The organism is Streptomyces saintjeani (assembly GCF_055409605.1).
Genome location: NZ_CP189624.1, coordinates 9,257,536 through 9,283,998, shown reverse-complemented (window position 1 = coordinate 9,283,998; position 26,463 = coordinate 9,257,536). Strand labels below are relative to the sequence as shown.

The following is a 26,463-nucleotide window of genomic DNA, read 5'->3' as shown; positions in this document are numbered from 1 at the left end:
GATCCGTCATTGACACGATCCGGAGAGGTCGTTGAGGATAGCGTTCGTAACGGCCCGGGAAATTCCCGCACAGTAATTCACCAATCGGGGAGGGACGGTGCGGTCCACCGTATTACCCGTCATACGGCGGCAGGTGTCGGCGCTGGAGCCGACCCTGGCCCGGATCTGCTCGTACCACCTCGGCTTCACCGATGAGAACGGTCACCCCGGCCCGGCGCCGAACGGCAAGCTGACGCGCTCGGCCCTCATGCTGGCGGCGGCCGACGGCGTCGGTGTGCGGCCGGAGGCGGTGCGGTGCCAGGCGGCGGCGCTGGAGCTGCTGCACAACGCGACCCTGGTCCACGACGACATCATCGACGGGGACGAGCTGCGCCGTGGCCGTCCGGCCGCGTGGAAGGTGTTCGGCACCGGCCCGGCCATCCTCGCCGGGGACGCCTTGCAGTCCCTCGCCCTGCGGATGGTCGTCGACGATCCCGGGCCCGGCCGAACCGAGATCTCCGGCCTCTTCGCGGAGGTCACGGATCTGGTGCTCGCGGGCCAGGCACGGGAGTTCACCGTCCGGGCGAACCCGCGCGCCGGTACCGCGGAGTACGAGCGGATCGTCGCGGACAAGACGTCCGCGCTGCTGGAATGCGCGCTGGTGACGCCCGCGCTGCGGGCCGCCCGGCCACCGCACGTCGTGACCGCCCTGCGCGGCGCGGGCCGGCACCTGGGTCTCGCCTTCCAGATCCTCAACGACGTCGAGGACATCTGGGGCGACCCCTCGGTGACCGGCAAGCCCGTCCGTAGCGACATCGAGCGGCGCAACCCGAGCTTCCCGGTGCTGGCGGCCCTGTCCGCCGACGGCCCGGCCGCCGGACGCCTGCGCGGGCTGTGGCACGCCGACGGCACCTCGGCGGCGTACCTCCAGGAGATGGCCGACCTCGTCGAGGAGTGCGGCGGCCGTCATACGGCCGAGAAGCTGTCGCGCGGCCACCTGGACTCGGCCCTGGAGCACCTCGGCCGGGCCGCCCTGGCCCCGGCCGCGTCCACCCGGCTCACCGCGCTGTTCGACCGCATCGTCCACCGCACGCCATGACCGACCGACCCTTTTGGCGGAGGCCGTCAGTGAGGACCCCAGCTCAACTGCCTTTCGAGCAGACGAACGTGCTGCACCTCGCGCCGGGGCTGCGCACGCTCCAGTCCGAGGGCACCATCCACCGGGTGCGTACGGCCGAGGGCGACCCGGCGTGGCTGGTCACCGGCCACGCCCGGGTGCGGCAGCTGCTCGACGACGGCCGGCTCGGCCGTACCCATCCCGATCCCGGCGCCCCGAAGGACCCCGGCTCCGCGCTGCTCGCGAACCTGCTGGGCGACTTCGCGACCGACCACGGCCGGTTGCGGGCGCTGCTGGAGCCGCACTTCGCGCCGGAGCGGATGGCGGCGCTGCGGCCGTACGTGGAGAAGGTGACCGGGCAGCTCCTGGACCAACTGGCCGCGCGCAGGCCGCCGGTGGACCTGCGCGAGGCGGTGGCGCTGTCGCTGCCGGTCCAGGTGATGTGTGAGTGGCTGGGCGTGCCCCAGGAGGACAAGGAGCGGTTCGGGGGCTGGACCCAGGACGCCGCCGACGTCGGGGACCCGGTCCGCTCCAAGCAGGGGCTGGGCGAGCTGTTCGGCTACTGCCGCCGGCTCGCCGCCGACAAGCGGCGCGCTCCGGGCGACGACGCGGTCTCCCGGATCTGCGCGGCCGAGGGAATCACCGACAACGAGGTCCTCGGGCTGACGGCGCTGCTGCTGTTCGGCGGGTACGAGACGACGGTGGCCCGGATCGGCACCTGCGTGGCGCTGCTGCTGGCGGACCCCGGGCAGTGGCAGGCGCTGGTGGACGACCCGGATCTCGTGCCCGGCGCGGTCGAGGAGACCCTGCGCAGGTCGATGCCGAACCCGCACAACGGCGGTATGCCCCGCTACGCGCTCACGGACTTCGAGGTCGACGGGGCCGCCGTGCGGACCGGTGACCTCGTGCTGCTGAACATCATCGCGGCCAACCACGACGCGACGGCCTTCCCCGACCCCGGCCGGGTCGACGTCACGCGCGACACCACGGACAGCCTCGTGTTCGGGCACGGCGCGTACGCCTGCGTCGGCGCGGTGCTGGCCCGCATGCAATTGCAGGTGGTGCTCGCCCAGCTCGTCGCGCGGTTCCCGGCGCTGCGGCTGGCTGTCGGAGTGGAGGAGCTGGGACTGCGCCACAACACGCTGATCGGCGGGTTGATCCAACTTCCGGTGACTTGGTGATCGGATCCTGATGCTGCACAAGATATCGACTGACGTCGTCACGAAGAGCCCGGGCTCGGTCCGCGCGTATCTGCTGCTGATGCGCCTGGACAGACCCACCGGGTACGTCCTCTATCTGCTCCCGGGGCTGTGGGCCGCCGTCCTCGCCTCCGGCCGCCGGCCCGATCTGCTCGCGGTGGTGGTCCTCGCCGTCGCGGCGGTCCTGGTGCGCGGCGCGGCCTGCGCGGTCAACGACGTGGTCGACAAGGACATCGACTCCCGCGTCGCGCGCACCGTGTCCCGCCCGGTCGCCTCGGGCACCATCAGCGTCGGCAACGCCCTCTGGTTCGCCGCCGCACAGGGCGTCCTCGCCCTGCTGGTCCTGGCGGTGGCGAACGTGGAGACGGCCGTGGTCGCGGCGGCCTCGTACCCGCTGATCGTCGCGTACCCCTTCATGAAGCGGATCTTCGTCTGGCCGTCGGCGTTCCTGGCGCTGGTGATGAGCGTCTACGTGCCGATCGGCTGGACGGCGGCGACCGGGAGCTTCGACTACCCGCTCGCGGTGTACGGCCTGTACGCGGGCGGCGCCTTCTGGACGCTGATCCACGATGCGGTCTACTCCCATCAGGACAAGGAGTACGACCGGAACATCGGCGTCAGGTCCTCCGCGCTGCTGTTCGGCACGGCCACCAAGCCGTGGCTGGGGCTCTTCGTCGCGCTCAGCGTCGGCGGGGTGCTGTGGGCCGGGTCCGACATGGCGATGGGGTGGGCGTTCTACCTGGTCGTCGCGGTCGCGGCGCTCTTCCTGGCCCGGCTCCTCGTCCGCGTCGACCTGGACGACCCCCAGGCCTGCTGGGACGCCTTCGTCGCCAACACCTACTTCGGCTGGCTCCTCCTCGCGGCCGTGCTGGCAGGGCGGTTCACATGACCGACTCGATGTGGCAAGGCGGCGGCCTCGACCTGGACGCCTACCTGACCCGCGTGGGCCACCGGGGCGACGTGGCCCCGGACCTGCCCACGCTGCGGGCCCTGCACACCGCCCACGTCGGCGCGATCGCCTTCGACAACCTCGACGCGCTGCTCGGGCGTACGGCGGTGCCGCTGGACCTGGCCGGCGTCCAGGAGAAGCTCGTACGGCAGGGGCGCGGCGGCTGGTGCCTGGAGCAGGTCGTGCTGGCGGCGGCCGTACTGGACCGCATCGGGTTCACGTTCACGGCGTTCGCCGGCCGGACCCGTATCCGTACGGGGAACAAGGTCGGCCCGGCCCTGCACGTCGCCCTGTGCGTGGAGCTGGACGGCGAACGCTGGCTGTACGACGTGAGTTTCGGCGCGCACGGGCTGCACGAGCCGATCCGTCTCGCGGAGGGCGCGCGGCTGGCCGGCGACTGGTCGTTCGACCTGGTGCGGGAGGCCAACGGTGAACACGTGCTGCGGTTCCTGCGGCCCGAGGGCCCGGCGGAGCTGTACGGGTTCACCCTGGACCCGCGCTACCCGTCGGACTTCGAACTCCTCAACCACTTCTGTCTGACGCACCCGCGCTCGCCGTTCAACCACCGCATGGTCCTCCAGCGCACCCGCCCCGAGGTGAGACACCTCCTCGCGGGCAGCACGCTCATGGAGCTGCGTCCCGGGGAGCCGGTGGCCGTGCGCGAACTCGACAAGGACGAGGCCCTGTCCGCTCCCGAGGAGATCTTCGGGATCACCCTGGAACCGGGCGACGTCCAGGCGCTCAGGAAATTCTTGGACGGTGCGTGATGCGTACCCTGCTGCTGGACAACTACGACTCGTACACCTTCAACCTGTACCAGCTGATCGCCGGCATCAACGGCCGCGAGCCGGTCGTCATGGTCAACGACGATCCGAGGCTGGCCGGTCTGCGGCTGGAGGAGTTCGACAACATCGTCGTCTCCCCCGGCCCCGGACGGCCGCAGAACCCCCGCGACGCGGGCCTGGTCGGCGACCTGCTGCGGCGTTCCGCGCTGCCCGTGCTGGGCGTCTGCTTCGGGCATCAGCTGATCGCGCACCTGGCGGGGGCGTCGGTGGGCGCCGCGCCCGAACCCCGGCACGGGCATCTCGCCAAGGTGTCCCACGACGGAGATCCGCTGTTCGCCGGGGTCCCGCGCGAGTTCGTCGCGGTCCGCTACCACTCGCTGTGCGTGCGGGAGCCGCTGCCCGCGTCGCTCGCCGCCACCGCCTGGGCGGACGACGGGGTCCTGATGGCGCTGCGGCACCGCGAACTCCCGCAGTGGGGCGTCCAGTTCCACCCCGAGTCGATCGCGTCCCAGTACGGTCGGGAGATCCTGCGGAACTTCGCCGACCTGACCGACGCCGGCCGCCGTACGCGGACCGCGCCCCGGCCGTCCGTCACCGTACGGTCCGACGAGGCGCCGGGCACGGCCGAAGCGGGGCTGGGGATCGTCAGCGCGGTCGTGCCGACCGCCGATTCCGAGGCGATCTTCCTGCGGCTCTTCGACGACACCCCGTACAGCTTCTGGCTGGACAGCAGCCGGGTGGAGGAGGGCCTGTCCCGGTTCTCGTTCCTCGGCGACACGTCGGGCCCGCTCAGCGAGGTCCTGACCTACCGCACCGGCGACGACGCCGTGGAGGTACGGGACGCGAACGGCGTGCACAGCGTGCCCGGCAGCGTCTTCGACGTCCTCGGACAGCGGCTGCGTGAGCGGCGCGTCCCCGACACGGGTCTGCCGTTCGACCTGACCGGCGGGTACGTCGGGTACTTCGGCTACGAACTCAAGGCCGAGTGCGGCGCGACGGCCCGGCACACCGCCGAAACCCCGGACGCCGTCTGGATGTTCGCGGACCGTGTCGTCGCGGTCGACCACCAGGAGGGGCTGACCTACCTGGTCGCCGTCCACGACGAGAGGACCCGGCGCGACGCTCAGGAGTGGCTGGAGCGGACGTCCGCGCGGCTGACGGACCTGCGTCCGGCGGATCCACCGGCGAATACGGAGATGCCGGACGGCGGCCTGCCGAGCGCCGAGGAACATCTCAGCCGGGGCCGCGACCAGTACCTCGCGGACATCGCGGAGTGCCGGCGCCAGCTCAAGCAGGGCGAGAGCTACGAGATCTGCCTCACCAACAAGCTGCACCTGCCGTTCCACGACGACGACACGTCGTTCTACCTGCGGCTGCGGCGCGCGAACCCGGCCCCGTACGCCGCGCTCCTGCGCCTCGGCGACGTCAGCGTCTTCAGCTCCTCCCCGGAACGGTTCCTGCGCGTCGAGCGGGACCGCACGGTCACCAGCAAGCCCATCAAGGGCACCGCCCCGCGCGACGCCGATCCGGTGCGTGACGCGGAACTCGCCGCCACCCTCGCCTCCAGCGCCAAGACGCAGGCCGAGAACCTCATGATCGTCGACCTGCTCCGCAACGACCTGGGGCGGGTGTGCGAGGTCGGCAGCATCGACGTCGACCCGTACCTCGCCGTCGAGAGCTACGAGACCGTCCACCAGCTCGTCTCCACGGTGCGCGGGCGGCTCGCCGACGGGGTCAGCGCGATCGACTGCGCCCGGCAGTGCTTCCCCGGCGGGTCGATGACCGGGGCGCCCAAGCTGCGCACCATGGAGATCATCGACCGCCTGGAGACGCAGGCCCGGGGCGTCTACTCCGGCGCCCTCGGCTACTTCGGGCTCACCGGCGGCACGGACCTCAACATCGTGATCCGTACGGCCGTCCGCGTCGGCGACCGGCTGAGCATCGGGGCCGGCGGGGCGATCGTCCTCGACTCCGATCCGGCGGACGAGTACGAGGAGATGCTCCTCAAGGCGGCGGCGTCGCTGCGGGCCTGGCGTGCGCCTTCCGTCGTGGACCAGCGGTGAGGCCGGGGACGCGGCGGTGGTGGACCGCCGGGGACGGGTGGGCGGCGGCCGACGGTGCCGGGAGGGTGCTCGTCGTCGACTCGTGGCTCGTGGACGAGGGGCGGGTGCGGGGGTTCGACCGTCATGCCGGGCGGTTCGAGGCTTCCTGTGCGCGGTTCTCGGGTCCTGCGACCGGGGGGTTTCTGCGGGCGGTCGCCGAGGTGCTGCCCGCTCGGGGGCGGTGGTTTCCTCGCGTCGAGCTGGTGGAGACCGGGGCGGGGCTGCGGCTGCGGATGTGGCTGCGTCCGGCGCCGGTGCGGACCGCGACCGTACGGCTGTGGACCCCTGCGGGTCCCGACCGGCGGCGGTCGGCGGACGTCAAGGGGCCCGACCTCGACCACCTCGCGGCCCTGCGCGCCGACGCCGTCGCGGCGGGGGCCGACGAGGCGCTGCTTCTCTCGCCGGAGGGGCATGTGCTCGAAGGGGCGACCACGAGTGTCGTGTGGTGGCGGGGCGACACGCTGTGCGGGCCACCGTCCGGGCCCGGGTTGCTGCCGGGGGTGACCCGTGCGCTCCTCGGTGAACTCGCCGGTGCGGCGGGGCACTCGGTCGTCGCCGAACGGGCCACGCCGGGCGACCTCGGCGACGTACCCGTCTGGACGCTGAACGCCCTGCACGGTGTCCGGCCGGTCGTCGCGGGGCTCGGGCGGTGCCGGGGCGCGGAGGTCGCGGTGGCCGGGCGGTGGCAGGCGCGGCTGGAGGCGCTCGGGGTCGGACTCAGGGAGGTTGCCCGGTGACCGGGTACGAGCGTGATCTGCTGGTGCAGCTGACGCGCCGGTGGGGGAAGCGGGTGGCCGTCAAGAAGGACGAGCTGGATCTCGACGGGCACTTCGATCCGGCGTTGCCGGACTTTCCCGAGCATCTCGTCCCGGTGCTGGCGCTGCCCGGCGCCGAGCGGCTCGACCGGGATGCCCGGGCGCGGATTCTGTCCGCCGCGTGGATCTCGTACAACGCGAAGACCGCGGCCATCGAGGACGAGATCATCCTCCCTGCCTGCCGGCTGATGCTCCAGGAGCGGATTCCCGTCCGGCGTGACGATGTCGCCGTCGACGCGCTGCATCAGACGATCATCGACGAGCACTACCACATCCTCATGTGCCACAACGCCGTCGGTGTCACCCGCCGGCGGCGCGGCCTGGGGGAGCTGCGGTTCGCGCCGGGCGTCTGGTCCGTCGTCCAGGGGCGCGACGCCGTGCGCGCCGGGCTGTCCGGGTTCGACCGCGACATCGTCGACATCGCGTTCTCCCTCGCCGCCGAGACGACCATCAGCGGGTTCCTCTCCGCGCTCGCCACCTCCCGGGAGATCCAGCCGATGAACCGGATCACCACCGATCTCCACCGGCGCGACGAGGGCGGACACGCGGTGGTGTTCCGCGAGTTGTGCGGCTCCCTCTACCGGAACCTGGACGGCGCGCAGCGGGGCATGTTCCGCGAGGCGCTCGTCACCGGGCTCACCGCGTTCCGCTCCGCCGACCTCGACCCCTGGGTGACCGTGGCCGCGCAGGGCGGATTCACCGTCGACGCCGGGCAGTTGCGCGCGTGGGCGGCGGCGCGGCCCGTGCCCGCGCGGGACACCGGGCCGTTGCAGCTGCTCCTCGACGATCTCGGGATCAGCCACGACCTCGTCGCGGGCACAGGGTGACGCTCACCGGGGAGGCCGCCGCGCACTGGCGGACGCTCGTCGCCCATCAGCGGCCTCCTTGGCCCGCCGAACTCGGCGCTGTGGTCGAGGAGTTGGCGGGCCTGCCGGCGTTGGTGACACCTCAGGAGTGTGACGCGCTCACCTCGCGGCTCGCCGAGGTGGCCGCGGGGCGGGCGTTCCTGGTCCAGGGCGGGGACTGTGCCGAGCGGTTCGACCGGCTGTCGGCGCCGGCGATCCATGGCAAGGTGCGGCTTCTCCTGGAGATGGCCGCGGTCGTGGCGCGGGCGTCCGGGGTGCCGGCGGTCACGGTGGGGCGGATCGCCGGGCAGTACGCGAAGCCCCGGTCCCGGGCGACGGAGACCGCCGGCGGGCGGACGCTGCCGGTCTACCGGGGGGACGCGGTGAACGGGCTCGGGTTCAGCGAGGCCGAACGGCGGGCGGATCCGGGGCGGTTGCTGCGGATGTACGAGGCGTCGCGGGAGACGCTGGACGTCATGCACGGGTACGACGGTGCCGGCTTGTTCGCCAGCCACGAGGGGCTGCTCCTCGACTACGAGGCCGCGTTGACCCGCCGTCATCCGCCCTCCGGGCGACGGTACGCCGGCAGCGGGCACCTCCTGTGGATCGGTGACCGTACCCGGCAGCTCGACGGTGCCCACGTCGCCTGGTTCTCCACCGTCGGCAATCCGATCGCGGTCAAGCTCGGGCCCACCGCGACGCCCGCGCAGGCCCTCGCCCTGATCGACCGGCTCGACCCCGAACGGCGGCCCGGGCGGCTGACGTTCATCGTGCGTATGGGGGCGCGCCGGGTACGGGATCTGCTGCCCGAGCTGGTCGAGAAGGTCGCCGCTTCCGGTGCGCCGGTGGTGTGGGTGTGCGATCCGATGCACGGCAACACGTTCGAGGCGCCCAGTGGGCACAAGACCCGGCGGTTCGCCGATGTCCTCGCCGAGGTCGCCGGGTTCTTCGAGGTGCATGCGGGGCTCGGTACGCATGCCGGGGGGCTGCATGTGGAGGTGACCGGGGAGGAGGTGACCGAGTGCGTCGGGGGTGGCGTGGGGGTCGACGAGTTGCCCCGCCGGTACGAGTCGGCGTGCGATCCTCGCCTCAACGGGGGCCAGGCGCTCGAACTGGCCTTCCGGGTCGCCGAGCTGACGGCGAAGGCCGTGCCGGGATCGCCGGGGCGGCGCTGATCGGGACGTCAGCGTTCGTGGACGACCCGGCCGTCGAACACGGTGAGGTCCACCTGGACGTCGGGGATGTCGTGCGGGTCGAGGCCGAGCAGCGGGCGGTCCAGGACGCACAGGTCCGCCACCTTGCCCGCCTCGACCGTGCCCTTCCAGTCCTCGGCGAAGTCCTGCCACGCCGGGGTGGCGGTGTAGGCGCGCAGGGCCTGGGCGAGGGTGACCCGCTGTCCGGCGCCGCTCGGTCTGCCGCTGGCCCTGGATTCGCGCAGCAGCATCGCGGCGACGCCCTGCCGCCAGTCGGGCTCGGTGATGGGCGCGTCGGAGCTGGCGCAGACCGGGACACCGGCGTCGAGCGCGGACCGTACGGGCCACTGGTACGCGGAGCGTCCGGTGCCGACGATCTCGTCCATCCGTACGCGGCGCCGTGCAGGTGCGGGTCGTTGAGGCCCGGCAGGACGGTCCGGCCGCCGAGTGCGACGATCCGGGTGCCGGGACCCGCCAGGGCGCGCATGTCGGCGTCGCTGCCCGTGGCGACGATGTGTCCGCCGCGCACGGCCACTCCCTCCGTGACCGTGAACCCGTCGTCGACGGTGAGGACTTGACCGCCGGTCAGGACGAGGGTGGGGGCGGATCGGTGCACAGGGGCCTCTTCCGGATGCGTGGGGACGGTTCGACGCGTGCTGTGCCGAACAGCGAAACGCGCGTCGTCCCGCCGCACCATCCGTACACATACCGGCTCCCCCGCGAGGGGAGACGGCTCAGGAGCCGGACGGCTCGATCTCCCCCGCGAAGACGATGACCTGGTCGATGAGGTTGCGCCGCAGGTGGACGACGTCCGTTCCCGCCAGCCGGGGGCCTCCGTCCGGTGTGGTGAAGACCCACTGGTACCGGGCCCACTCGTCGGGCATGTCCACCGCCGAGCAGCGCACCATCGTGCCGGTCCCCGCCGGGTGGCGCCGGATGTCCAGCACGAACCGCTCGACCGCCACGATTCCTTCGCTGCGGCCCAACGGCCCCCAGAAGACCACGTCCGAGGTCAGGGCCTGGGAGAGCAGGGCAGTCACATAGCTGTCGTCCGAGGCGTTGAACGCGGAGATGAACATGTCGATCGCGGAGCGTGCGGTCTCTTCCTGCATGCCCCAGTAATACCAGCCGTTTCGCGTACGCCCGCCCCGGCCGCACGGCCGTCGCCGTCACCAGGGCATGGCGCCGTCGCGGTCGATGAAGGTGCCGATGGTGGCGAGGGCGACGACGATGACGGTGTGGCCGGCCTCGATGAGGCGGCGGGCGGTCTCGTAGCCGAGGGACTTGTTCGTCCTGGTGATGAACGTGGTGGTCATGCGTCCGCTCTCGGCCCGCGCCGAGGGGACAGTCGGTGCTCTGGGTGACGGTAGGACCGCCGGCACCAGGCACGGACAGACGGAAATGGCCTTGCGCCGGCTCTCTTCGGTTGCCTAGGTTTTTTCCTAGACACCCTAGGGAGAGAGTCATGGCAGACCCGTACTACGACATCACCGGACCTGCTCCTGATCCCCGGCGGCGCAGGCCACCCCATGGGGCTCGGTCCCGCGACGGAAGTGCTGGCCGCGCACTTCACCGTCGTCACCTACGACCCCCTCGGCCTCGCCCACGGTCGTCTCGGTGACCCCGTCGACGACCAGCGCGTCGAGGACTGGAGCGAGGGTGCGCGGCAGGTGCTGGACGCCGTGGCCCCCGGCGGGGAGCCCGTGTACGTCTTCGGCAGCAGTGCCGGTGCCGTCGCCGCCCTCGATCTGCTCGCCCGGCATCCCGGGCGGGTACGGCATGTCGTCGCGCACGAACCTCCGTGCGTGGGGGTGCTGCCGGACGGGGCGCGGCAGCGGGCCGCGTTCGGGGAGGTGTGCGAGGTCTACCGGGTCGCCGGGCTCGCGGCGGCGGGCGCGCGGATGACCGCCGTCCTGGCGGAACAGGAGCCGGACGCCCTCCCCGAGGGCCAACCCCTCACCCGCGAGGAGGAGTTGGCGAGCCCCATGGCGATCTCCCTCGCCCATGTCCTGGGCCCGTTCACGTCGTACACCCCGCCCGCCGGACCGCCCCTCTCCCGCCTCACCGTCGCCGCCGGCATCGAGTCCCGGGGCCAACTCCTGCACCGGACGGCCGAGTTCCTCGCACAGTCCCGCGAGAGCGGCTTCGCCGAGTTTCCCGGCGGGCATCTGGGGATCGCCCAGGAGCCGGAGGCTTTCGCGGAGCGGCTCGTGGGGACGCTGCTGCCGTAAAGCCGTACGGACAAGCAGTACGGGCAAGCCGTACGGACTCCCGCCGAACCAGGAGGCGGCGTCACGGCAGCCGGAAGCGGAGGCGGCAGATCACCGCGTCCGTCTCCCGTCGTACGGCGTGGGCGACGACGGCGCCCCGCTGGTTCTGGAGCAGCCGCTGCCACAGGCGCTCGGGTTCGGTCTCCGGGATCAGGACGGTCACCTGGGTGCCCGGTTCGGCGGCGGCGACCTCGCGGACGTAGGCGGCGATGGGACGGCCCAGGCTGCGCCGGTCGCTGCGGACCTGGACGAGGGGGACGCCGGGGTTCCAGTCGGTCCAGGCGCGTTCCAGGGTGTGGAGGGCCGCGCGGTCCTCGGGGTCGGGGTAGGAGACCGTGACCGCGCGGACCTCGTCGCCGAGGGAGGTGGCCGCCGTGAGGGCCTGGGAGGTGAGGCGGGAGAGGGAGGAGACGGGGACGACGACCAGGGAGCGTGCGCGGTGCGGGGGTTCGGGGACGCGGCCGAGGCCGAGGCGTTCGCCGATGGCTGCGTAGGCGCGGTGGACCGTTTCGAAGGCGGCCACCAGCAGGGGAAGCGCGATGACGATCAGCCAGGCTCCCGCCGTGAACTTCTCCGCCGTCACGACGACCGTCGCGACCCCGGTGAGGAGGGCGCCGAAGCCGTTCAGCAGGGCCTTTCCCGTCCAGCCCGGTCCGCGTTCCCGGCGCCAGTGCCGGACCATGCCGACCTGGGCGACGGTGAAGCCGACGAACACGCCGATCGCGAAGAGGGGGACGAGGGTGTTGGTGTCGCCGCCGGAGAACACCAGGAGGGCCGCCGAGACGACGGCGAGGGCGAGGACGCCGTGGCGGTGGACCTGGCGGTCGGCCTTGAGGGCGAAGACGTGGGGGGCGTAGTTGTCGCGGGCGAGGAGTTTCAGCAGGACGGGGAGGCCGCCGAAGGAGGTGTTCGCGGAGAGGGCGAGCAGGATCATCGTCGTGAACTGGATGACGTAGAAGGCCCAGTTGTGGCCGAGGGAGGCGTCCGCGAGCTGCGCGAGGACCGTGACGCCCTGGACCGGCTGGAGGTGGAAGCGGCCGATCAGGACCGACAGGCCGACCAGCATCAGGCCCAGCACCGCGCCGAGGGCGACTTCCGCGTGCTGGGCCCGCTTGGCTCGGGGGACGCGGAAGGAGGGGACCGCGTTCGCGATGGCCTCGACGCCGGTGAGCGCGGCGCAGCCGGAGGCGAACGCCTTCAGCAACAGCAGGGCGCCGACCGTCGTGGCGTTGCCGGACAGGGCGGACGCGTGGCCGTCCGCCGTCGCCGTGCTGACCGGTCCCGAGCGCAGCAGGCCGACGCCGATCACGACGAAGACCGAGCCGACGAACACGACGGTCGGCACGATGAACGCCCTCGCCGACTCGACGATCCCGCGCAGGTTCACCGCCGTGATCAGCGCCAGGACCGCCAGGCACAGCCACAGCCGGTCCCCGTACAGGGAGGGGAACGCCGAGGTCAGCGCGGCGACTCCGGCCGTGACGGCGACGGCCACGTTCAGGACGTAGTCGAGGACCAGGGACGCCGCCGCGACGAGGCTCGTACGCGGTCCGAGGTGCGCCTTCGCGACCGCGTACGAGCCGCCGCCGTCCGGGAACGCCGCGATGACCTGCCGGTACGACGCGACCAGCACCGCCAGCAGACCGGCGATCGCCAGCGTCACCGGCAGCGTGAAGCCGAGCCCGTGCGCACCGGCGGCGGCCAGCACGAGGACGATCGCCTCGGGGCCGTACGCCACCGACGCCATCGCGTCCAGCGAGAGTGCGGCCAGGCCCGTGACGGCGGTGAGGCGGTGCCGTTCACCGGCGTCGGGCGGCTCCTCCTCGGTGGGAGCGACGGGGGTGAGGACGGACATGGCCGGGGGCTCCTTCGTGCGGGCGGGTGCACTCAGGGTCGGCCCGCATCTGATCGTTTCCGATCGCTCCTAGCGCGTTCTTCACACCGGGGGTGGGCGCTTTGACGGATTCATAGCGCCGACGCGGTCACTGCCCGGCCGGAACGTCCTGCGGCACGCCAGCGGCGACACCCCCACCGCCGTATGCAGGTGCTGCCTCAGTGACGTCCCGTCCCGAAGCCTTCTATCGGATATCGGCCTTCCTGCCATTGGGCGGCGGGCGCACTCGCGCAGGCTGGAGGTATGACCACAACGATGAACGCCGTACGGCAGACCGTCTTCGGCGGTCCCGAGGCACTCGAACTCACACAGGTCGACCGGCCGGAGCCAGAGCCCGGCGAGATCCTGGTCGCCGTGCACGCGGCCGGGATGAATCCGACCGACTGGAAGCATCGGGCGGCGGGCCGTTCCTGCGGGAACTGCCGCTTGCGCAGGCCGCCGCGCTCACGGCGTACCAGGCCCTCGTCGACACCGCCGGCCTGCGGCCCGGACAGCGGGTTCTCGTGCACGCGGCGGCCGGTGGCGTCGGCCATCTCGCCGTGCAGATCGCCAAGGCCCGGGGCGCGTACGTGATCGGCACGGCCGGTGCGGGCAAGCACGCGTTCCTGCGCGAGATCGGCGCGGACGAGGTGATCGACTACCACGCCGTCGACTTCACGCGGGCCGTCGCCGATATCGACGTCGTCCTCGACCCGCTGGGCGGTACGACGTCCGCCCTCTCCGCCCGCGTACTGCGGCCCGGCGGGGTCGTCGTCTCGATCCTGCCGAGCGATCCCGTCCCGGGGGTGCGGGTCGAGCAAGACCGTGCTGTCCGTCAGGGACGCTCACTGACGACGAACACCGTGCTCCCGGTAGGTCGCGAGGATCTGTGGTCGCGGCCTCACACCGTCATCCAGTCCAGGACCGGTGTCGACTGGAGGTACACGATCAGGGCGAAGCCGGCGAGGAGGCCCAGGCTCCAGCCCAGGACCTTGCGGAAGATGACGCTCTCGCTGCCGGCCATGCCGATGGAGGCGGCGGCCACCGCGAGGTTCTGGGGGGAGAGCATCTTGCCCAGGACGCCGCCGGTGGAGTTCGCGGCGGCCAGCAGGACGGGGTCGAGGCCCGTTTCGTGGGCGGCCGTCACCTGGAGGACGCCGAAGAGGGAGTTGGAGGACGTGTCGGAGCCGGTGACCGCGACGCCGAGCCAGCCGACGATCGGGGAGAAGAACGCGAACGCGGCGCCGGTCTGGGCGAGGGCCGTGCCGAGGGTCGCGGTCTGGCCGGAGAGGTTCATCACCCAGGCCAGCGCGAGGACGGAGGTGACGGTGACGACGGTCCAGCGCAGTTGGTGGAGCGTCGCGCCGTACGCCTTGACCGCGCGGCCGGGGCCGAGCCGGTACAGGGCCATGGTGAGGAGCCCGGCGATCAGCAGGATCGTGCCGGCCGCCTTGAGGTGCTCCAGCTTGAAGGTGACGGCTCCGGCCTGCTGCCCTGCGGGCGTCTGGACGTCGAGCCCGGGCCAGGAGAACGTGACGACGCCGTGCACGGCCAACCAGTCCTTGACGGGCCCGAGTTGGGTGAGGGCGAAGAGGGCGACGATGACGAGGTACGGCGCGAAGGCCATGAGCGCGCCGCCGTTCGCGGGCTCGTCCTTGCCGGGAGCGGCACCGGTCCGGGTGCCGCCGTCGCCGTACGTATCCACGTCCGAGTACGTGTCGATCCCCCCGCCCACCGTCACCAGCGCCGGCTGCCACACCCGCAGGAACCCCAGCACCGACACCAGCGCCACCACCCCCGCCACGATGTCCGTCACCTCGACGCTGATGAAGTTCGCGGCGGCGAACTGGGCGATCGCGAAGGTCACCCCGGCGACCGCCGCGACCGGCCACGTCTCCCCCACCCCGCGCCGCCCGTCGAGCAGGAACACCAGCACCAGCGGTACGAACACGGCGATGAGCGGCGTCTGGCGTCCCGCCATCGCGCCGAGGTCGTCCAGCGGCAGCCCCGTCACCCCGGCGAGGGTGGTGAGCGGTACGGCCATGCTGCCGAAGGCGACCGGCGCGGTGTTCGCCACCAGCGCCACGGTCGCCGCCTTCAGCGGGGCGATCCCGACGGCGACCAGCATCACGGCCGTGATGGCGACGGGCGCGCCGAACCCGGCGAGCGCCTCGATCAGCGCGCCGAAGCAGAACGCGATGAGGATGCCCTGGACGCGCTGGTCGGTGGAGACGGTGCGGAAGGAGCGGCGCAGAACGGCGAACCAGCCGGTGACCTCGGTCATCCGGTAGATCCAGAGGGCGTTGACGAGGATCCACAGGACGGGGAACAGCCCGTAGAAGGCGCCTTCGACAGCGCCGGACAGGGCCTGCGGACCCGGCATGTCCCAGACCCGGACGGCCAGCGCGAGCGCGAGGGCGAGCGCGGACAGCGCCGCGAACTGCGCGCGGACGCGGAAGACACCGAGCAGGACGAACAGCGTGAGCAGCGGTAGCGCGGCGAGGAGCGCGGACCAGTACAGCGATCCGGCCAGCGGGTCGAGGACCTGGCGGTACATGCGGGCCTCCTGGTGCGGCAGTGACGCGATGTTCCGGTTCGTAAACTTGTAGGACACGTGTCCAGGTCCGTCAATGGCGCCGCCCTCAGACCGAATGGCCCGTCAGGGGCGTTGACCGCGCTCTGGCCGCACGCCAGTGCCGTGTCCCCGAGCGCCGCACCTCGCGGCAGAGCGATCGTGCCCCAGTGCGCCAACGCCGGTCCCGCCGCGGTTCACCGTTGTCCAGGCGGCCGGCAGCGTGTTCGTGTTCGTCGTGGGCGTCCTGTCCCTGGCGAGGGCGATCGTCGAACGGTCGCGGAGGTAAGGGTGTTCGCGCCGGTGCCGGGTCGTTGTTCCCCGCGCCCCGGCGCCGTCTCCTCACTCCGGCAGCGCCACCTGCCCCATCAGTTCGTGCCAGGTGCTCATCGGCAGCGCGATCGCGTGGGCCCGGTCCGAGGACATGCGGACCATGACCTCGTCCGCGTCCGGGACCAGGGCGAACTCCACGTGTTCCTGGTCCCATTGGCCCATCGGGTAGTACCACTCCAGGCCGCCCGCGTCCTCGACCATGGCGGCCATGCCGACCTGGAGGGCCGCGACGAAGGGTTCGATCGCCTCCTTGGGGATCCTGACGGTGGCCATCTCGCGCTGGGGGCCGTCGGTCACGGGGGTCCGCCCTTCCTGTCGTCGCGTCGTCATTCCGTCGCGCGGAGCCTACCCAGCGGAGCGTTTCCGTCACCCTCGGCAACAGGCCACGGCGTGCGTGTTTTTGCCAACTCCCCTGCACACAGGGGTAGTTGAATGGTCCTGGGCCGTTAACATCGCCGCATGCGATCACGGCGTGGTGACGACCTGACCCAGCTTCCGCGCGATCCCCGGGCGGACGCCTATCCGATGCCGAGCGTGCCGTACGGGTGGTACGCGGTGGCGCGCAGCGGGGAGTTACGGGCCGGGCGGGTGGCGAGTCTGCACTACTTCGGGCGGGCGTTGATCGCGTTCCGCGGGGAGGACGGGCGGGCGGCGGTGCTGGACGCGCACTGTCCGCACTACGGGGCGCATCTGGGGGCGGGCGGGAAGGTCGTGGAGGGGACGGTGGAGTGCCCGTTCCACGGATGGCGGTTCGGGGTGGACGGGCGGTGTGTCCAGGCGCCGTTCGCGGTGCGGGTGCCGAAGGTGGCGCTCGGCGGGTTTCCCGTGCGGGAGCACAGCGGGCTGGTGTTCGTGTACGTCGGGCCGGGCGAGCCCGAGTGGGAGGTGCCGGGGATTCCGGAGACCCTCGACCGGGGGTACGCGGCGCCGGTCGAGGACACCTGCCGGGCCCGCGTCCATGTGCAGGAGATGCGGGAGAACATCGTCGACGAGTCGCACTTCCACTTCATCCACGGCCAGCCCGAGCCGCTGGCGCAGGAGTGGACGGAGGACGGGCCGTTCGCGCAGGCGCGGGGGCGGATCGGGCGGCGGGTGCTGCGGTGGGACATCGACAACACCTTCGACGCGTTCATGTACGGGCCGGGGGTCATGGTCGTCCGTACGGAAGGGCCGGTGCTGTCGCTGACGGCCATCGCGCTGAGCACGCCCGTCGACGAGCGGACCAGTGAGCTGCGGATGCTGTACTACGTGCGCAAGCCGCGCCGACTCCCTTTCCTGACGCCGCTGTTGAAGCTGGTGTTCCGTACGCAGGCGCTGGGCGAGGTGCGGGACGAGGTGCGGATCTGGGATCACAAGGTGCATCTGGCGCGGCCGGTGCTGCTGCCGCACGAGCAGGGGATACGGGCGTTGCGGCGGTGGTACGCGCAGTTCTATCCGCCGGTCTGAGCCAGGGGTGCGGACCGGATCGGAGTCGGCGTACCAGTATGGGGACCTCGACTCGTCGTGAGGAAGGGGACGCCGTGACCGACACGTCCGGGCCGCTGGCCGGCCGTATCGCCCTCGTCACCGGGGCCAGTGGTGGCATCGGGCAGGGCATCGCCCGTCAACTCGCCGGTGCGGGGGCGTCGGTGGTGCTGCACTGCCGTCAAGCCGTGGCGGTCGCCGGGGAGTTGGCTCGGGAGATCGGGGACGCGGTGATGGTGAGCGGGGATCTCACGCGCGAGGAGGAGTGCCGGCGGGTCGTCGGGGAGGCGGTGGAGTGGCGGGGGCGGTTGGACGTGCTCGTCAACAACGCGGGGATCCAGCCGGTGAAGGGGCTCGCGGAACTGACCGTCGCCGAGTGGCAGGAGCTGCAACAGGCCAACGTCACCAGCGTGTTCGCCTGCACGCAGGAGGCGGCGGCGGTGATGGTGGGGCAAGGGGGCGGCAGCATCATCCACATCGCCTCCATCGAGGGCACCCGCCCCTCCCCCGGCCACACCCACTACAGCGTCTCCAAAGCGGCCCTGATCATGCACGCCCGCGCGGCCTCCCTGGAGTACGGCCCCCTCGGCATCCGCGTCAACACCGTCTCCCCCGGCCTCATCGACCGCCCCGGCCTCACGGACTCCTGGCCGGAGGGGGTCGACCGCTGGCACACGGCGGCTCCCCTGCGCCGCCTCGGCAGTCCCGCCGACATCGGGGCGGCGTGCGTGTTCCTCGCGTCCGACGCGGCGTCCTGGATCACGGGGGTGGACCTTCCGGTGGACGGGGGTGTGAGTGCTCGGCCGGGGTGGTGACCGGGGTGTCCGTCGGCTCCCGGAGGTAGGGCAGACCCCCGGTACGAGTGGGTGGCCGGCCGTAGTGATCGAGGGGGGCGGGTGCGGCAGGGTGAGGGGCGTTGTCCTCCCATGCCCTAGGAAGTGCCTTGTCCAGTAACGCCGTAGTGCCCTCGTCGTCCGGTCCGCTGCGGGCTCGTGTGCTCGTGCCTCTCACCGTGTTCCTTGTTCCCGGCGTGTACTTCGGGCCGCATCTGCTCGCCGACGACGGGTCGCAGAGTGGGTTCTCCGATCAACGGGCGCTTGTGGGGGCCGTGAAGGAGGGGTTTGTTCGGTACTGGGCCGCCGGGAGCGGGGACTACTCGTCGGGGATGGGGGGTGTCGTCGAGTACTGGTTCCGGTTCCATGTGGCCAAGGCGTTCATCGCGTTGGCGTTGTTGGGGGTGTCGGTCGCGCTCGGGGTGGTGGTGTGGCGGGCGTTTCTGCGGAGTGCGGGGGTACGGAGGGGTGGGCTCGCGGTCGCCGGGGTCGGTGTCACCGGGGTCGGGCTGCTGTCTCTCGTCGTCGCGGCTGCCAATGTGCAGGGCGCTGTCGCGCCGTTCACCTCCGCGTTGACGATGTTGCCGGTCGGGACGCGGGGCGGGGAGTTGGGCGGGACGTTGGAGCAGGTCCGGGCGCAGTTGGCGGCGGACCCGGACGGTGCCTCGCCCTCGCCGGCGCTCGCGGAGATGATCAGCGACAACGCCCGGTATCACGTGTCGATGGCGGTGATCGCCGGGGTTGTGGCGGTGGGGTTGGCCGCCGTGAGCGTGGTGTTGTGGAGGCGGTTCGCGGGGGCCGGTGATCGGCGGGCGCGGCGTCTGCTGGGGGCGTTCGGCGGGCTCGGTACGGTCCTCGCGGTGGCCGTGCTGGTGGTGGGCGTGGCGAACGTGACCGTGGCGGCGGATTCGGCGCGGGGGCTCACGGAGTTCTTCGGCGTGTGAGTGTCCGGATGCGCGGGCGTCCGGGCCTGGAGTCCCGGAGTTGTCCCAGTGGCGGCCGGCTCCCTTACGGACCGTCTTGGCCAGCAGTGCCGCCCCGCTCCGCGACCGCCGCTCTCGACGCGTACACACGCGACAGGAGCGTCAATCCGGTTGTGAGGCCCCGGGAGGGCTCGTAGGGTCCGGGCATGTCTCTTCGTGATCTTCTCCGGCAGGCTCTTCCCGATGCCATGCGTGCGCGCGACAAGGTCGCGGTGAGCGCGCTGCGGGCCACGCTGGCCGCGCTCGACAACGCGGAGGCCGTGCCGGTGGACGCGGGGGCGTTGCGGGGGCAGGCGATCGAGGCGGTGCCGGTGGGGGTCGGGGCGACGGAGGCTGAGCGGCGGGTGCTGGGTGAGGGGGACGTCGTACGGATCGTGCGCGGTGAGGTCGACGAGCGGCTCGGGGCGGCGGGGCAGGTGGAGGGGACCGCGCACGCGGAGCGGCTGCGCGCCGAGGCTCGGGTGTTGCTGCGGTTCCTGGAACCTACTGCGGGTGGTGGTCCCCGAACGCCGTGACGGAGAGGAAACGAACGGGGAGCGTCACGAGTTCCCGCGGGCCGTGCGGGCCCTCGCCGTCGAGTCGGAGGGCGTCGCCCGGGCGCAGGGTGCAGGCGGATTCGCCGTGGCCGACTCGGCTGCCCCGGCGGACGATGCGCGCGCCGTGGCCCGCCGGGACGTACACCGCCTCGCGGTCGGCGTCGAGGCCGCGGAACAGGGCGGTCACGGGGATGCCGAGGCCGTTGGCCAGGCGGCCCAGCGTCGTGACGCTGCACGAGGTCTGCGCGTTCTCGATCTTCGAGAGCATCGCCTTGGAGAGGCCGACGCGGGCCGCCATCTCGGCGATCGACAGCCCGGCGGCCGTACGGTACTGCCTGACCTGGCGCCCGATGACGGCCTCCAGCCCGAGCGCCTGCGCCGCCGCACCGGGGTCGACCTCGCGGTCGGGGCGGACGGCGGTGTGTTCGTACGGGTCGGCTTCCTGCGGGTCGGTGGGGCCGGGGTCGGTCGTCAAGGGGCCTCCCGGAAGCTGTCCACCGACAGGAATCGATGTTGCACATCAGGAGACCAGGCGAACGCCGGATTTCGGGAGCTTCCCGTCGGCGTGCCCGTTCGGCCCGGGGGGTGGCACCAGTACCACCCCGGAAGCGGTCGCTGCCTTCATGGACCGCCCCTGACCTCGGGTTCTACGGTTACGGCATGCACCTCACCGCTCGTCTGCGCCCGTTCGTCCCGGCTTCGGCCGCGTTCCATGTCACGGGTCTGCTCATCCACCTCGGCGTCCTGCTGACGCTGGGCCTGCCGTGGATCTTCTTCGACCCGACGGCGCTGTGGGCGGTGCTCCTCGCGGTGGCCGTGCCGGTCGCGGCGGTGGTGTACGCCGGGCCGGTGCTGACGAGGGCTCAGCGCACGCGGCTGCGGACGCGGCTGGGCGTGGAGATCCCCGAAGGACGCGCCGGACGACGGGAGTTGGCCTACCACCTGCTGGCCGGTCCGCTGCTGACGCTCGCGGCGACGCTCGTCCTGCTGGCGTGGGGCGCGGCCGGGGTCGCGGCCGGCTTCTACGTGTGGATCTGGGCCGTACCCCCGAGCTGGCGTCTGGCGGACGCCGGTTACACCGTGCAGGGCGCGTACATCACCGCCGCCGGGCTCGCCCTGCTGTACGGCACGGCCTGGTCGTCGGGTGCGCTGGCCCGGCTGGACGGGCGGATCGCCTCGGCGCGTCTCGGGCCGGGCCGCGAGGCGCGGTTGGCGCACCGGGTGAGCACGCTGGCCGAGAGCCGGGCGGGTCTGGTGGACGCCGTGGACGCCGAACGGCGGCGTATCGAGCGGGACTTGCACGACGGGGCGCAGCAGCGGCTGGTGTCGCTCGCCGTGAACCTCGGGATCGCGAAGGCGACGCTCACCGAACTGCCGCCGGAGGCGCGGCGGGTGCTGGCCGAGGCGCACCGGGAGGCGAAGGAGGCGATCGAGGAACTCGGCGCGCTGGTACGGGGGTTGCATCCGGCCGTGCTGGAGGACCGGGGGCTCGACGCGGCGCTGTCGGGGCTCGCCGGGCGGGCGCCGGTCCCGGTGCGGGTGCGGGTGGAGCTGCCGTCGCGGCCGTCGGCGACCGCCGAGTCCGTCGCCTACTTCGTCGTCTCCGAGGCGCTGACGAACGTGGTGAAGCACGCGGAGGCGTCGCGGGCCGAGGTGTCGGTGGAGCGGTTCGGGCCGACGCTGCTGGTCGTCGTCAGCGACGACGGGGTGGGCGGGGCGCGGGTGGGGGCCGGGAGCGGCCTTGCGGGGCTGGTCAAGCGGGTCGCGGCGGTGGATGGGAGGCTGTCCCTCGACAGCCCTGTCGGGGGGCCGACCGTTCTGACCGTGGAGCTGCCGTGCGTGCCGTGATCGCCGAGGACTCGGTGCTGCTGCGGATCGGGATCGTCAAGGTCCTGGAGCTGGCGGGGTTCGAGGTGGCCGCCGAAGCCGGCGACGCCGAAGGGCTGTTGGGCGCGGTCGAGGAGCACCGGCCCGACATCGCGGTGGTGGACGTCCGGATGCCGCCCGGCTTCACCGACGAGGGGGTGCGGGCCGCGCTGGAGATCAAACGCCGGTGGCCGGGGACCGCCGTCCTGCTGCTGTCGCAGTACGTGGAGGAGCGGTACGCGGCGGACCTGCTCTCCGCGCACACGACGGGAATCGGATATCTCCTCAAGCAACGTGTCGCGGACGTCGAGGAGTTCGCCGGGACGGTGCGCGAAGTAGCCGCCGGGGGCACCGCGCTGGACCCCCAGGTCGTGTCCCAGCTCCTCGTACGGCGGCACAGCGATCCCCTCGACCGGCTCACGCCGCGTGAGCGCGAGGTGCTGGAGCTGATGGCCGGCGGACGCTCCAACGCGGGGATCGCCGGGGAGTTGGTGGTCAGCGAGAGTGCCGTGGCCAAGCACATCAACAGCATCTTCGCGAAGCTGGACCTGCCGAGGGCGGACGCGGACCATCGGCGGGTGCTGGCGGTGCTGCGGTTCCTCGGCGTCGCGTAGCGGGCCGGGGCCGCGCGTCCCGGTGTCGCGCGGCCCCTTCGGACCATCGGCCGGCTCGGAGCGCGGGCTCTCAGGGCTGGAGGCGTTCGTGCGTCCACGTGCCGTCGGTGCCGGGGCGGTCGTAGCGCAGGCGGCGGTGGAGGCGGTCGGGGCTGCCGTACCAGAACTCGATCGCCGTGGGGACGAGGCGGTAGCCGGTCCACTCGGCGGGGCGGGGGACGTCCGCGTCGGCGGCGACCAGGGACTTCGCCCGGGCGCGCAGGGCGTGCTCGTCGGTGAGGGGGCGGCTCTGGCGGGAGACGGCGGTGGTGGCGCGGGCGGCGAGGGGGCGGCGGGCGAAGAGGTCGTCGGACTCGGCGGCGCCGACCTGCTCGACGGGGCCGGTGACGGTGAGCTGCTGGAGGGTCTCGCGCCAGTAGAAGGTGAGGGAGGCCCAGGGGCGGGCGGCGAGTTCGACGCCCTTGCGGCTGCCGGTGAAGCTGGTGAAGACGAGCCCGGAGGCGTCGGCGTCCTTGACGAGCAGGACGCGGGTGGAGGGGCGGCCGTCGGCGTCGGCGGTGGCGAGGACGGCGGCGTACGGCTCGCGGACCTCGCGTTCGACGGCGCTGTCCAGCCAGTCGAGGAGCAGGGGGAGCGGGTCGGCGGGCGGGGTGTCGAACTCGGGGAGGTCGAGGTCGGTGGCGCCGCTGAGCGACTGGGTGCGGGGGGAGGTGGTCACGTGGGGGGTGCTCCTTGCGCGTGGCGGATCGTCGTACGGATCATCCTGCCCGACCGGGGCGGCGGGCGGCGTCGCCGATCATCGGGAGCAGGCTCACGAAGGTCAGCGAGGCGAGGGTGAGCAGGATGGCGGGGGCGGGCAGGTCGCGGTTGAGGAGCTCGAAGACGAAGGGCGCGGCGAACCCGGTGTAGGCGAGGGCCCAGTAGACGGCGGTGAGGACGGCGAGCCGGTCGGGGCTCGCGAGCCGGGCGGTCTGGGTGAGCCCGTACACGGCGCACAGCCCGTATCCGCAGCCGAGGACGGCGGAGGCGCCGAGCGCGGCGTACGGGTCCTCGTGCCGTACGGCCCAGCTCCCGGCGGCGAGTCCGGCGGCGATCGTCGTCATCCCGGCGATCGCGGGCGCGAGCGGGTTACGGGCGGCCAGTCTGCGGGCCAGCGGTGTCATGAGGACGCCGCCGCCGGGGGTGACGAGGATCGCCAGCCCGCCGTAGAGCAGGGCGTGTTCGCCGACCGCGCCGGCGACGAGGTGGGGCAGAACGACGTAGCCGATGGTGGGCGCGGCGAAGACCCAGGGGGCGAGCGGGACGACGTACCGCAGGAACGGGCGCACGCTCCCGGCGGGCCGTGGGCCGCGCTGTGCGGTGCGGGCGCCGCGGGGTCCCGCTGTCTCCGGGAGGCGGGCGACGGCGGCCAACGCGAGGGCGGTCAGGGCGAGTTGGGGGAGGTAGGCGAGGAGCAGCGGGTACGGCAGCCACTGCGCGATGAGCGCGGAGGACAGGCCACTGAGGGCGAATCCGGCGGACAGGCAGAGGCTGGAGAGGCGGGCGGGCCGGTCCGGGTCGCCCGCCTCGCCCGCCCGGTCGTGGAGTTCGCGGGCCCAGACGGCGACGGAGGTCATCGCGGCGCCGATGGCGAGTCCGGCGAGCATCCGGCCCGCGAAGAGCAGCGCGGTGACCTCGGAGCCCGCCATCAGGGTCAGGGAGGAGAGGCCGGAGGCGGCGATGGCGGCGACCACGACGCGCTTGCGGCCGAGGCGGTCGGTGACCGGGCCGCCGAGCAGGATGCCGGGCACGATGCCGAGGACGTACACGACGAACGCGCCGACGACGATGCTCTGGGGGAGGCCGAGCAGCCGGCGGTAGACGTCGAGGAGGACGGTGAACTCGTTGGCGGTCCAGCCGATCGCGACGAGAGTGAGCGCCGCCCTGCGCCATTGAGCGGTATCCGTCGGCCGCTGTTTCTCGCGAACCCTTGGCGTATGCAAGGTTATTACCGCCCTTTCCAATTTTTTGGCCCACCATCACCGATGCTCTGCTTGTTGTATGCAACTTGAAGCTTTAATATCCCGGACATGGATCTTCGACGCCTGAATTCTTTCGTGGCAGTCGCAGAGGAAGCGCATTTCGGCAAGGCCGCCAAGAAGCTCTACCTCTCCCCGCCGTCGGTCACTCTGCACATCAAGCAGTTGGAGGCCGATTTCGGAGTACAGTTACTCCACCGCACGCCCGTCTCGCTCACTCCCGCGGGACAGCGCCTGCTGCGCCACGCCCGCCATCTCCTCGGCGCCCTCGACGCGGCCCGCCAGGACCTCGCCGATCTGACGGAGCCGGGCGGTTCGCGCACCGGGCGGCTGCGGGTGGGGGTGATGAGTCACGGCGCGGGGGAGCTGACCTCCTCCGCGCTGTCCGCTTTCCAGCACCTGCGCCCGAACGTCCCGCTGTCGGTCGTCCAGCTCGACTTCCAGGAGCACCGGTCGGCGTTGCTGGACGGGGTGGTGGACGTCGCCTTCATCCGGCCGGCGCCCACGGACGAGCGGATCCGGTACGACGTGCTGACGACCGAGTCCCGGGTCGCGATCGTCCCCACCACCTCGCGGCTGGCGGACGCGCACGCCGAGGGGGTCCCGCTCGACGAGGTGCTGGACGAGCCGTTCCTGCCGGTCACCGGGGTGCCCCGGGAGTTCGCGGACTACTTCTACTTCGCGCCCGCGCGCGGGGGGACGCCGGCCAGGCAGGGCGCGCCCGCGGTGGTGCGCACGCCGTACGACGCCCTGCGCTCGGTCGCGGGCGGGGCGGGGGTGGCCACCACTGTGGAATCGTTCACGCATTATCACTCCTGGCCGGGAACGGCGTACGTGCCGATACTCGGCGCGCCCTGGGAAAACTGTGTGCTGGCCCGGCGCGGTGACGACGACAGTCCCAGTGTCCAGACCTTCCGGGCGCTGACCGCGACGCTCGCGAAGAATCAGTCGGTGCCGTCGCTCGACAAATTGCCGGATACGGAAAACCTGCGGAATTCCGCAAAAGAAATCCGGCGCGATCACGCCGCCTGAGTACGGCGTCCGAATATGCCCGAACGGACATCTGTTCCGCATTGTTCGGACGCCGGACCGACTCGGGGATCAGGCGCCGAGCTGCTGCCACTCCTTGAGCCGCTGGAGCGCGAAGATGTCGGCCACGGAGGCGATCTTCGGCTCCAGCGCGACGGTGTCCCCGGCGTCGCGGATGGAGCGGTAGGTCTCCCGCAGGGAGGAGATGGTGGCCCGCATGCCCTGGTTGGCGTAGATCACCACCTGGACGCCCATCGCCTCGGCCTCGGCGATGTTCCAGTCCGGGTAGGTGGTCGGGACGACGACCACCGGGAGGCGGCCCTCCCAGCGCTTGACGAACTCGACGACCTCGGTGTTGGTGCTCTTCTTGGAGTGGATGAGGACGGCGTCGGCGCCGCCGTCGGCGTAGGCGTGGGCGCGGTCCAGCGCGACATCGACGCCGAGGCCGTTGATGAGCGCCTCGGTGCGGGCGATGACGAAGAACTCGTCGTCGCGCTGGGCCTTCTTGGCGGTCTCGATCTTCGCGACGAACGCCTCGGTCGACAGGAGGGTCTGGTCGCCGTCGGCGAAGCTGTTGATCTTCGGGAAGAGCTTGTCCTCGATGGCGACGGCGGTGATCCCCCGGTCCTCGAACTCGTGGACCATGTGGGCCACGTTGAGGTTGTTGCCGTAGCCGGTGTCGGCGTCCGCGACGACCGGGACGCCGAGCGCCTTCTGCATGTGGGCGGCGGCCTCCAGGTACTCCGTCATCGTCAGGATGCTGGCGTCCGGGAGGCAGCGGGACGCCGAGATCTCCAGGCTCGACGACCAGATCGCGTCGAACCCCTCCTGCTCCGCGAGGACGGCGCCGAGCGCGCTGTGCGCGCCGGCCACCCGCAGGGCCCGGCCGGGCCGCAGGAGGGACCGGAAAGAGGGGGCTGAGGGGGGCTTCAGGGACATGGGAACACCTTCTGTCAGTGATTCGCCAAGGCAATGCGCACACTGCGGCCCGGTGCGGGAGCAGGGTGCCCGAGGCGTGTTCGGCTTGCGTCCGGGGCGGGCGGAACGGGTGGGGGGAATCCGCTCCGATGCCGTACGGCGGGTCCGGC

General features: G+C 72.2%; 24 protein-coding genes and 3 pseudogenes. 17 read left to right on the top strand and 10 right to left on the bottom strand.

What is annotated here, in order from left to right:
• The first annotated feature begins 97 nt into the window (after positions 1-97).
• From ACQCO7_RS41630 to ACQCO7_RS41595, 8 genes are read left to right on the top strand one after another with little or no spacing between them, the layout of a single operon-like run.
• On the top strand, positions 98-1,078 hold the full coding sequence (locus tag ACQCO7_RS41630) for a polyprenyl synthetase family protein (RefSeq protein WP_464076706.1): 981 nt from the start codon (positions 98-100) through the stop codon (positions 1,076-1,078).
• Between the two features lie 29 nt (positions 1,079-1,107).
• Entirely contained in the window at positions 1,108-2,277 is a 1,170-nt protein-coding gene (locus ACQCO7_RS41625; RefSeq protein WP_464076705.1) for a cytochrome P450, read from the top strand.
• A 10-nt stretch (positions 2,278-2,287) separates the two neighbouring features.
• The gene (locus ACQCO7_RS41620) at positions 2,288-3,184 is read left to right on the top strand and encodes a 4-hydroxybenzoate octaprenyltransferase (RefSeq protein WP_464076704.1); all 897 of its coding nucleotides are present in this window, start codon (positions 2,288-2,290) and stop codon (positions 3,182-3,184) included.
• Entirely contained in the window at positions 3,181-4,011 is an 831-nt protein-coding gene (locus tag ACQCO7_RS41615) for an arylamine N-acetyltransferase family protein (protein ID WP_464076703.1), read from the top strand. The genes ACQCO7_RS41620 and ACQCO7_RS41615 overlap by 4 nt, the downstream gene beginning before the upstream one ends.
• Positions 4,011-6,092 carry an aminodeoxychorismate synthase component I gene (gene pabB / locus ACQCO7_RS41610; protein WP_464076702.1) on the top strand — a complete coding sequence of 694 codons (2,082 nt, stop codon included), beginning with the start codon at positions 4,011-4,013 and terminating at the stop codon, positions 6,090-6,092. The genes ACQCO7_RS41615 and pabB overlap by 1 nt, the downstream gene beginning before the upstream one ends.
• On the top strand, positions 6,089-6,868 hold the full coding sequence (locus ACQCO7_RS41605; RefSeq protein ID WP_464076701.1) for an aminotransferase class IV: 780 nt from the start codon (positions 6,089-6,091) through the stop codon (positions 6,866-6,868). The genes pabB and ACQCO7_RS41605 overlap by 4 nt, the downstream gene beginning before the upstream one ends.
• Entirely contained in the window at positions 6,865-7,773 is a 909-nt protein-coding gene (locus ACQCO7_RS41600; RefSeq protein WP_464076700.1) for an AurF N-oxygenase family protein, read from the top strand. Before ACQCO7_RS41605 ends, ACQCO7_RS41600 begins: the two co-directional genes overlap by 4 nt.
• A complete protein-coding gene (locus tag ACQCO7_RS41595) occupies positions 7,770-8,966 on the top strand; it encodes a 3-deoxy-7-phosphoheptulonate synthase class II (protein ID WP_464076699.1) in 1,197 nt (398 codons plus the stop codon). Before ACQCO7_RS41600 ends, ACQCO7_RS41595 begins: the two co-directional genes overlap by 4 nt.
• A gap of 8 nt (positions 8,967-8,974) precedes the next feature.
• Here the strand turns inward: ACQCO7_RS41595 and ACQCO7_RS41590 are convergent.
• The 3 genes and pseudogenes from ACQCO7_RS41590 to ACQCO7_RS41580 all read right to left on the bottom strand — a co-directional run.
• Positions 8,975-9,370, bottom strand: a pseudogene (locus ACQCO7_RS41590) (amidohydrolase family protein); the annotation flags it as partial.
• Positions 9,371-9,718: 348 nt separating this feature from the next.
• A complete protein-coding gene (locus tag ACQCO7_RS41585; RefSeq protein WP_464076698.1) occupies positions 9,719-10,096 on the bottom strand; it encodes a nuclear transport factor 2 family protein in 378 nt (125 codons plus the stop codon).
• 108 nt (positions 10,097-10,204) lie between these two features.
• Positions 10,205-10,300, bottom strand: a pseudogene (locus tag ACQCO7_RS41580) (short-chain dehydrogenase); the annotation flags it as partial.
• 213 nt (positions 10,301-10,513) lie between these two features.
• On the opposite strand from ACQCO7_RS41580, the gene ACQCO7_RS41575 reads away from it, so the two are divergent.
• Positions 10,514-11,215, top strand: coding sequence for an alpha/beta fold hydrolase (locus tag ACQCO7_RS41575; protein ID WP_464076697.1), 702 nt, complete (start codon positions 10,514-10,516; stop codon positions 11,213-11,215).
• A 61-nt stretch (positions 11,216-11,276) separates the two neighbouring features.
• Here the strand turns inward: ACQCO7_RS41575 and ACQCO7_RS41570 are convergent, their stop codons facing one another.
• The gene (locus ACQCO7_RS41570) at positions 11,277-13,109 is read right to left on the bottom strand and encodes an APC family permease (RefSeq protein ID WP_464076696.1); all 1,833 of its coding nucleotides are present in this window, start codon (positions 13,107-13,109) and stop codon (positions 11,277-11,279) included.
• A 294-nt stretch (positions 13,110-13,403) separates the two neighbouring features.
• Here ACQCO7_RS41570 and ACQCO7_RS41565 point away from each other — a divergent pair.
• Positions 13,404-13,948 (top strand): annotated as a pseudogene (locus tag ACQCO7_RS41565) (quinone oxidoreductase family protein); the annotation flags it as partial.
• 80 nt (positions 13,949-14,028) lie between these two features.
• Here the strand turns inward: ACQCO7_RS41565 and ACQCO7_RS41560 are convergent.
• Both ACQCO7_RS41560 and ACQCO7_RS41555 read right to left on the bottom strand, forming a co-directional pair.
• Entirely contained in the window at positions 14,029-15,684 is a 1,656-nt protein-coding gene (locus ACQCO7_RS41560) for an L-lactate permease (protein WP_464077425.1), read from the bottom strand.
• A 357-nt stretch (positions 15,685-16,041) separates the two neighbouring features.
• Positions 16,042-16,329, bottom strand: a complete 288-nt coding sequence (locus tag ACQCO7_RS41555; protein WP_464076695.1) for a hypothetical protein — start codon at positions 16,327-16,329, stop codon at positions 16,042-16,044.
• 162 nt (positions 16,330-16,491) lie between these two features.
• Between ACQCO7_RS41555 and ACQCO7_RS41550 the strand changes: the two genes are divergently transcribed.
• The 4 genes from ACQCO7_RS41550 to ACQCO7_RS41535 all read left to right on the top strand — a co-directional run bounded on the left by ACQCO7_RS41550 (position 16,492) and on the right by ACQCO7_RS41535 (position 19,827).
• Complete coding sequence (locus ACQCO7_RS41550) at positions 16,492-17,478, top strand: Rieske 2Fe-2S domain-containing protein (protein WP_464076694.1); 987 nt, start codon at positions 16,492-16,494, stop codon at positions 17,476-17,478.
• 74 nt (positions 17,479-17,552) lie between these two features.
• Positions 17,553-18,311, top strand: a complete 759-nt coding sequence (locus tag ACQCO7_RS41545; RefSeq protein ID WP_464076693.1) for an SDR family NAD(P)-dependent oxidoreductase — start codon at positions 17,553-17,555, stop codon at positions 18,309-18,311.
• 197 nt (positions 18,312-18,508) lie between these two features.
• Entirely contained in the window at positions 18,509-19,273 is a 765-nt protein-coding gene (locus tag ACQCO7_RS41540) for a hypothetical protein (RefSeq protein WP_464076692.1), read from the top strand.
• 185 nt (positions 19,274-19,458) lie between these two features.
• Entirely contained in the window at positions 19,459-19,827 is a 369-nt protein-coding gene (locus ACQCO7_RS41535; RefSeq protein ID WP_464076691.1) for a GatB/YqeY domain-containing protein, read from the top strand.
• On the opposite strand, the gene ACQCO7_RS41530 is transcribed toward ACQCO7_RS41535, so the two are convergent.
• Positions 19,796-20,323, bottom strand: a complete 528-nt coding sequence (locus ACQCO7_RS41530; protein ID WP_464076690.1) for a helix-turn-helix domain-containing protein — start codon at positions 20,321-20,323, stop codon at positions 19,796-19,798. The genes ACQCO7_RS41535 and ACQCO7_RS41530 overlap by 32 nt on opposite strands.
• A gap of 185 nt (positions 20,324-20,508) precedes the next feature.
• Between ACQCO7_RS41530 and ACQCO7_RS41525 the strand changes: the two genes are divergently transcribed.
• Together ACQCO7_RS41525 and ACQCO7_RS41520 are read left to right on the top strand one after the other, a co-directional pair.
• Positions 20,509-21,696, top strand: a complete 1,188-nt coding sequence (locus ACQCO7_RS41525) for a sensor histidine kinase (RefSeq protein WP_464076689.1) — start codon at positions 20,509-20,511, stop codon at positions 21,694-21,696.
• Positions 21,684-22,328 (top strand): response regulator, encoded by a 645-nt coding sequence (locus tag ACQCO7_RS41520; protein WP_464076688.1) that lies wholly within the window; start codon positions 21,684-21,686, stop codon positions 22,326-22,328. Before ACQCO7_RS41525 ends, ACQCO7_RS41520 begins: the two co-directional genes overlap by 13 nt.
• A gap of 70 nt (positions 22,329-22,398) precedes the next feature.
• Here the strand turns inward: ACQCO7_RS41520 and phzG are convergent, their stop codons facing one another.
• Both phzG and ACQCO7_RS41510 read right to left on the bottom strand, forming a co-directional pair.
• Positions 22,399-23,046: a phenazine biosynthesis FMN-dependent oxidase PhzG gene (gene phzG / locus ACQCO7_RS41515; protein WP_464076687.1), complete on the bottom strand. Its 648-nt coding sequence runs from the start codon at positions 23,044-23,046 to the stop codon at positions 22,399-22,401.
• Between the two features lie 40 nt (positions 23,047-23,086).
• Positions 23,087-24,310: an MFS transporter gene (locus ACQCO7_RS41510; RefSeq protein WP_464076686.1), complete on the bottom strand. Its 1,224-nt coding sequence runs from the start codon at positions 24,308-24,310 to the stop codon at positions 23,087-23,089.
• Positions 24,311-24,397: 87 nt separating this feature from the next.
• Between ACQCO7_RS41510 and ACQCO7_RS41505 the strand changes: the two genes are divergently transcribed.
• Entirely contained in the window at positions 24,398-25,378 is a 981-nt protein-coding gene (locus tag ACQCO7_RS41505) for a LysR family transcriptional regulator (RefSeq protein WP_464076685.1), read from the top strand.
• A gap of 69 nt (positions 25,379-25,447) precedes the next feature.
• Here the strand turns inward: ACQCO7_RS41505 and ACQCO7_RS41500 are convergent, their stop codons facing one another.
• Positions 25,448-26,314, bottom strand: coding sequence for an isocitrate lyase/phosphoenolpyruvate mutase family protein (locus ACQCO7_RS41500; RefSeq protein ID WP_464076684.1), 867 nt, complete (start codon positions 26,312-26,314; stop codon positions 25,448-25,450).
• Between the last annotated feature and the right edge of the window lie 149 nt (positions 26,315-26,463).

What these genes read in the sequence shown, in the direction of transcription:
- ACQCO7_RS41620 (WP_464076704.1), top strand. Translation starts at nt 2,288, where the DNA reads ATGCTGCACAAGATATCGACTGACGTCGTCACGAAGAGCCCGGGCTCG.
- ACQCO7_RS41615 (WP_464076703.1), top strand. Translation starts at nt 3,181, where the DNA reads ATGACCGACTCGATGTGGCAAGGCGGCGGCCTCGACCTGGACGCCTAC.
- pabB (WP_464076702.1), top strand. Translation starts at nt 4,011, where the DNA reads ATGCGTACCCTGCTGCTGGACAACTACGACTCGTACACCTTCAACCTG.
- ACQCO7_RS41585 (WP_464076698.1), bottom strand. Translation starts at nt 10,096, where the DNA reads ATGCAGGAAGAGACCGCACGCTCCGCGATCGACATGTTCATCTCCGCG.
- ACQCO7_RS41575 (WP_464076697.1), top strand. Translation starts at nt 10,514, where the DNA reads ATGGGGCTCGGTCCCGCGACGGAAGTGCTGGCCGCGCACTTCACCGTC.
- ACQCO7_RS41570 (WP_464076696.1), bottom strand. Translation starts at nt 13,109, where the DNA reads ATGTCCGTCCTCACCCCCGTCGCTCCCACCGAGGAGGAGCCGCCCGAC.
- ACQCO7_RS41560 (WP_464077425.1), bottom strand. Translation starts at nt 15,684, where the DNA reads ATGTACCGCCAGGTCCTCGACCCGCTGGCCGGATCGCTGTACTGGTCC.
- ACQCO7_RS41550 (WP_464076694.1), top strand. Translation starts at nt 16,492, where the DNA reads ATGCGATCACGGCGTGGTGACGACCTGACCCAGCTTCCGCGCGATCCC.
- ACQCO7_RS41535 (WP_464076691.1), top strand. Translation starts at nt 19,459, where the DNA reads ATGTCTCTTCGTGATCTTCTCCGGCAGGCTCTTCCCGATGCCATGCGT.
- ACQCO7_RS41525 (WP_464076689.1), top strand. Translation starts at nt 20,509, where the DNA reads ATGCACCTCACCGCTCGTCTGCGCCCGTTCGTCCCGGCTTCGGCCGCG.
- ACQCO7_RS41505 (WP_464076685.1), top strand. Translation starts at nt 24,398, where the DNA reads ATGGATCTTCGACGCCTGAATTCTTTCGTGGCAGTCGCAGAGGAAGCG.
- ACQCO7_RS41500 (WP_464076684.1), bottom strand. Translation starts at nt 26,314, where the DNA reads ATGTCCCTGAAGCCCCCCTCAGCCCCCTCTTTCCGGTCCCTCCTGCGG.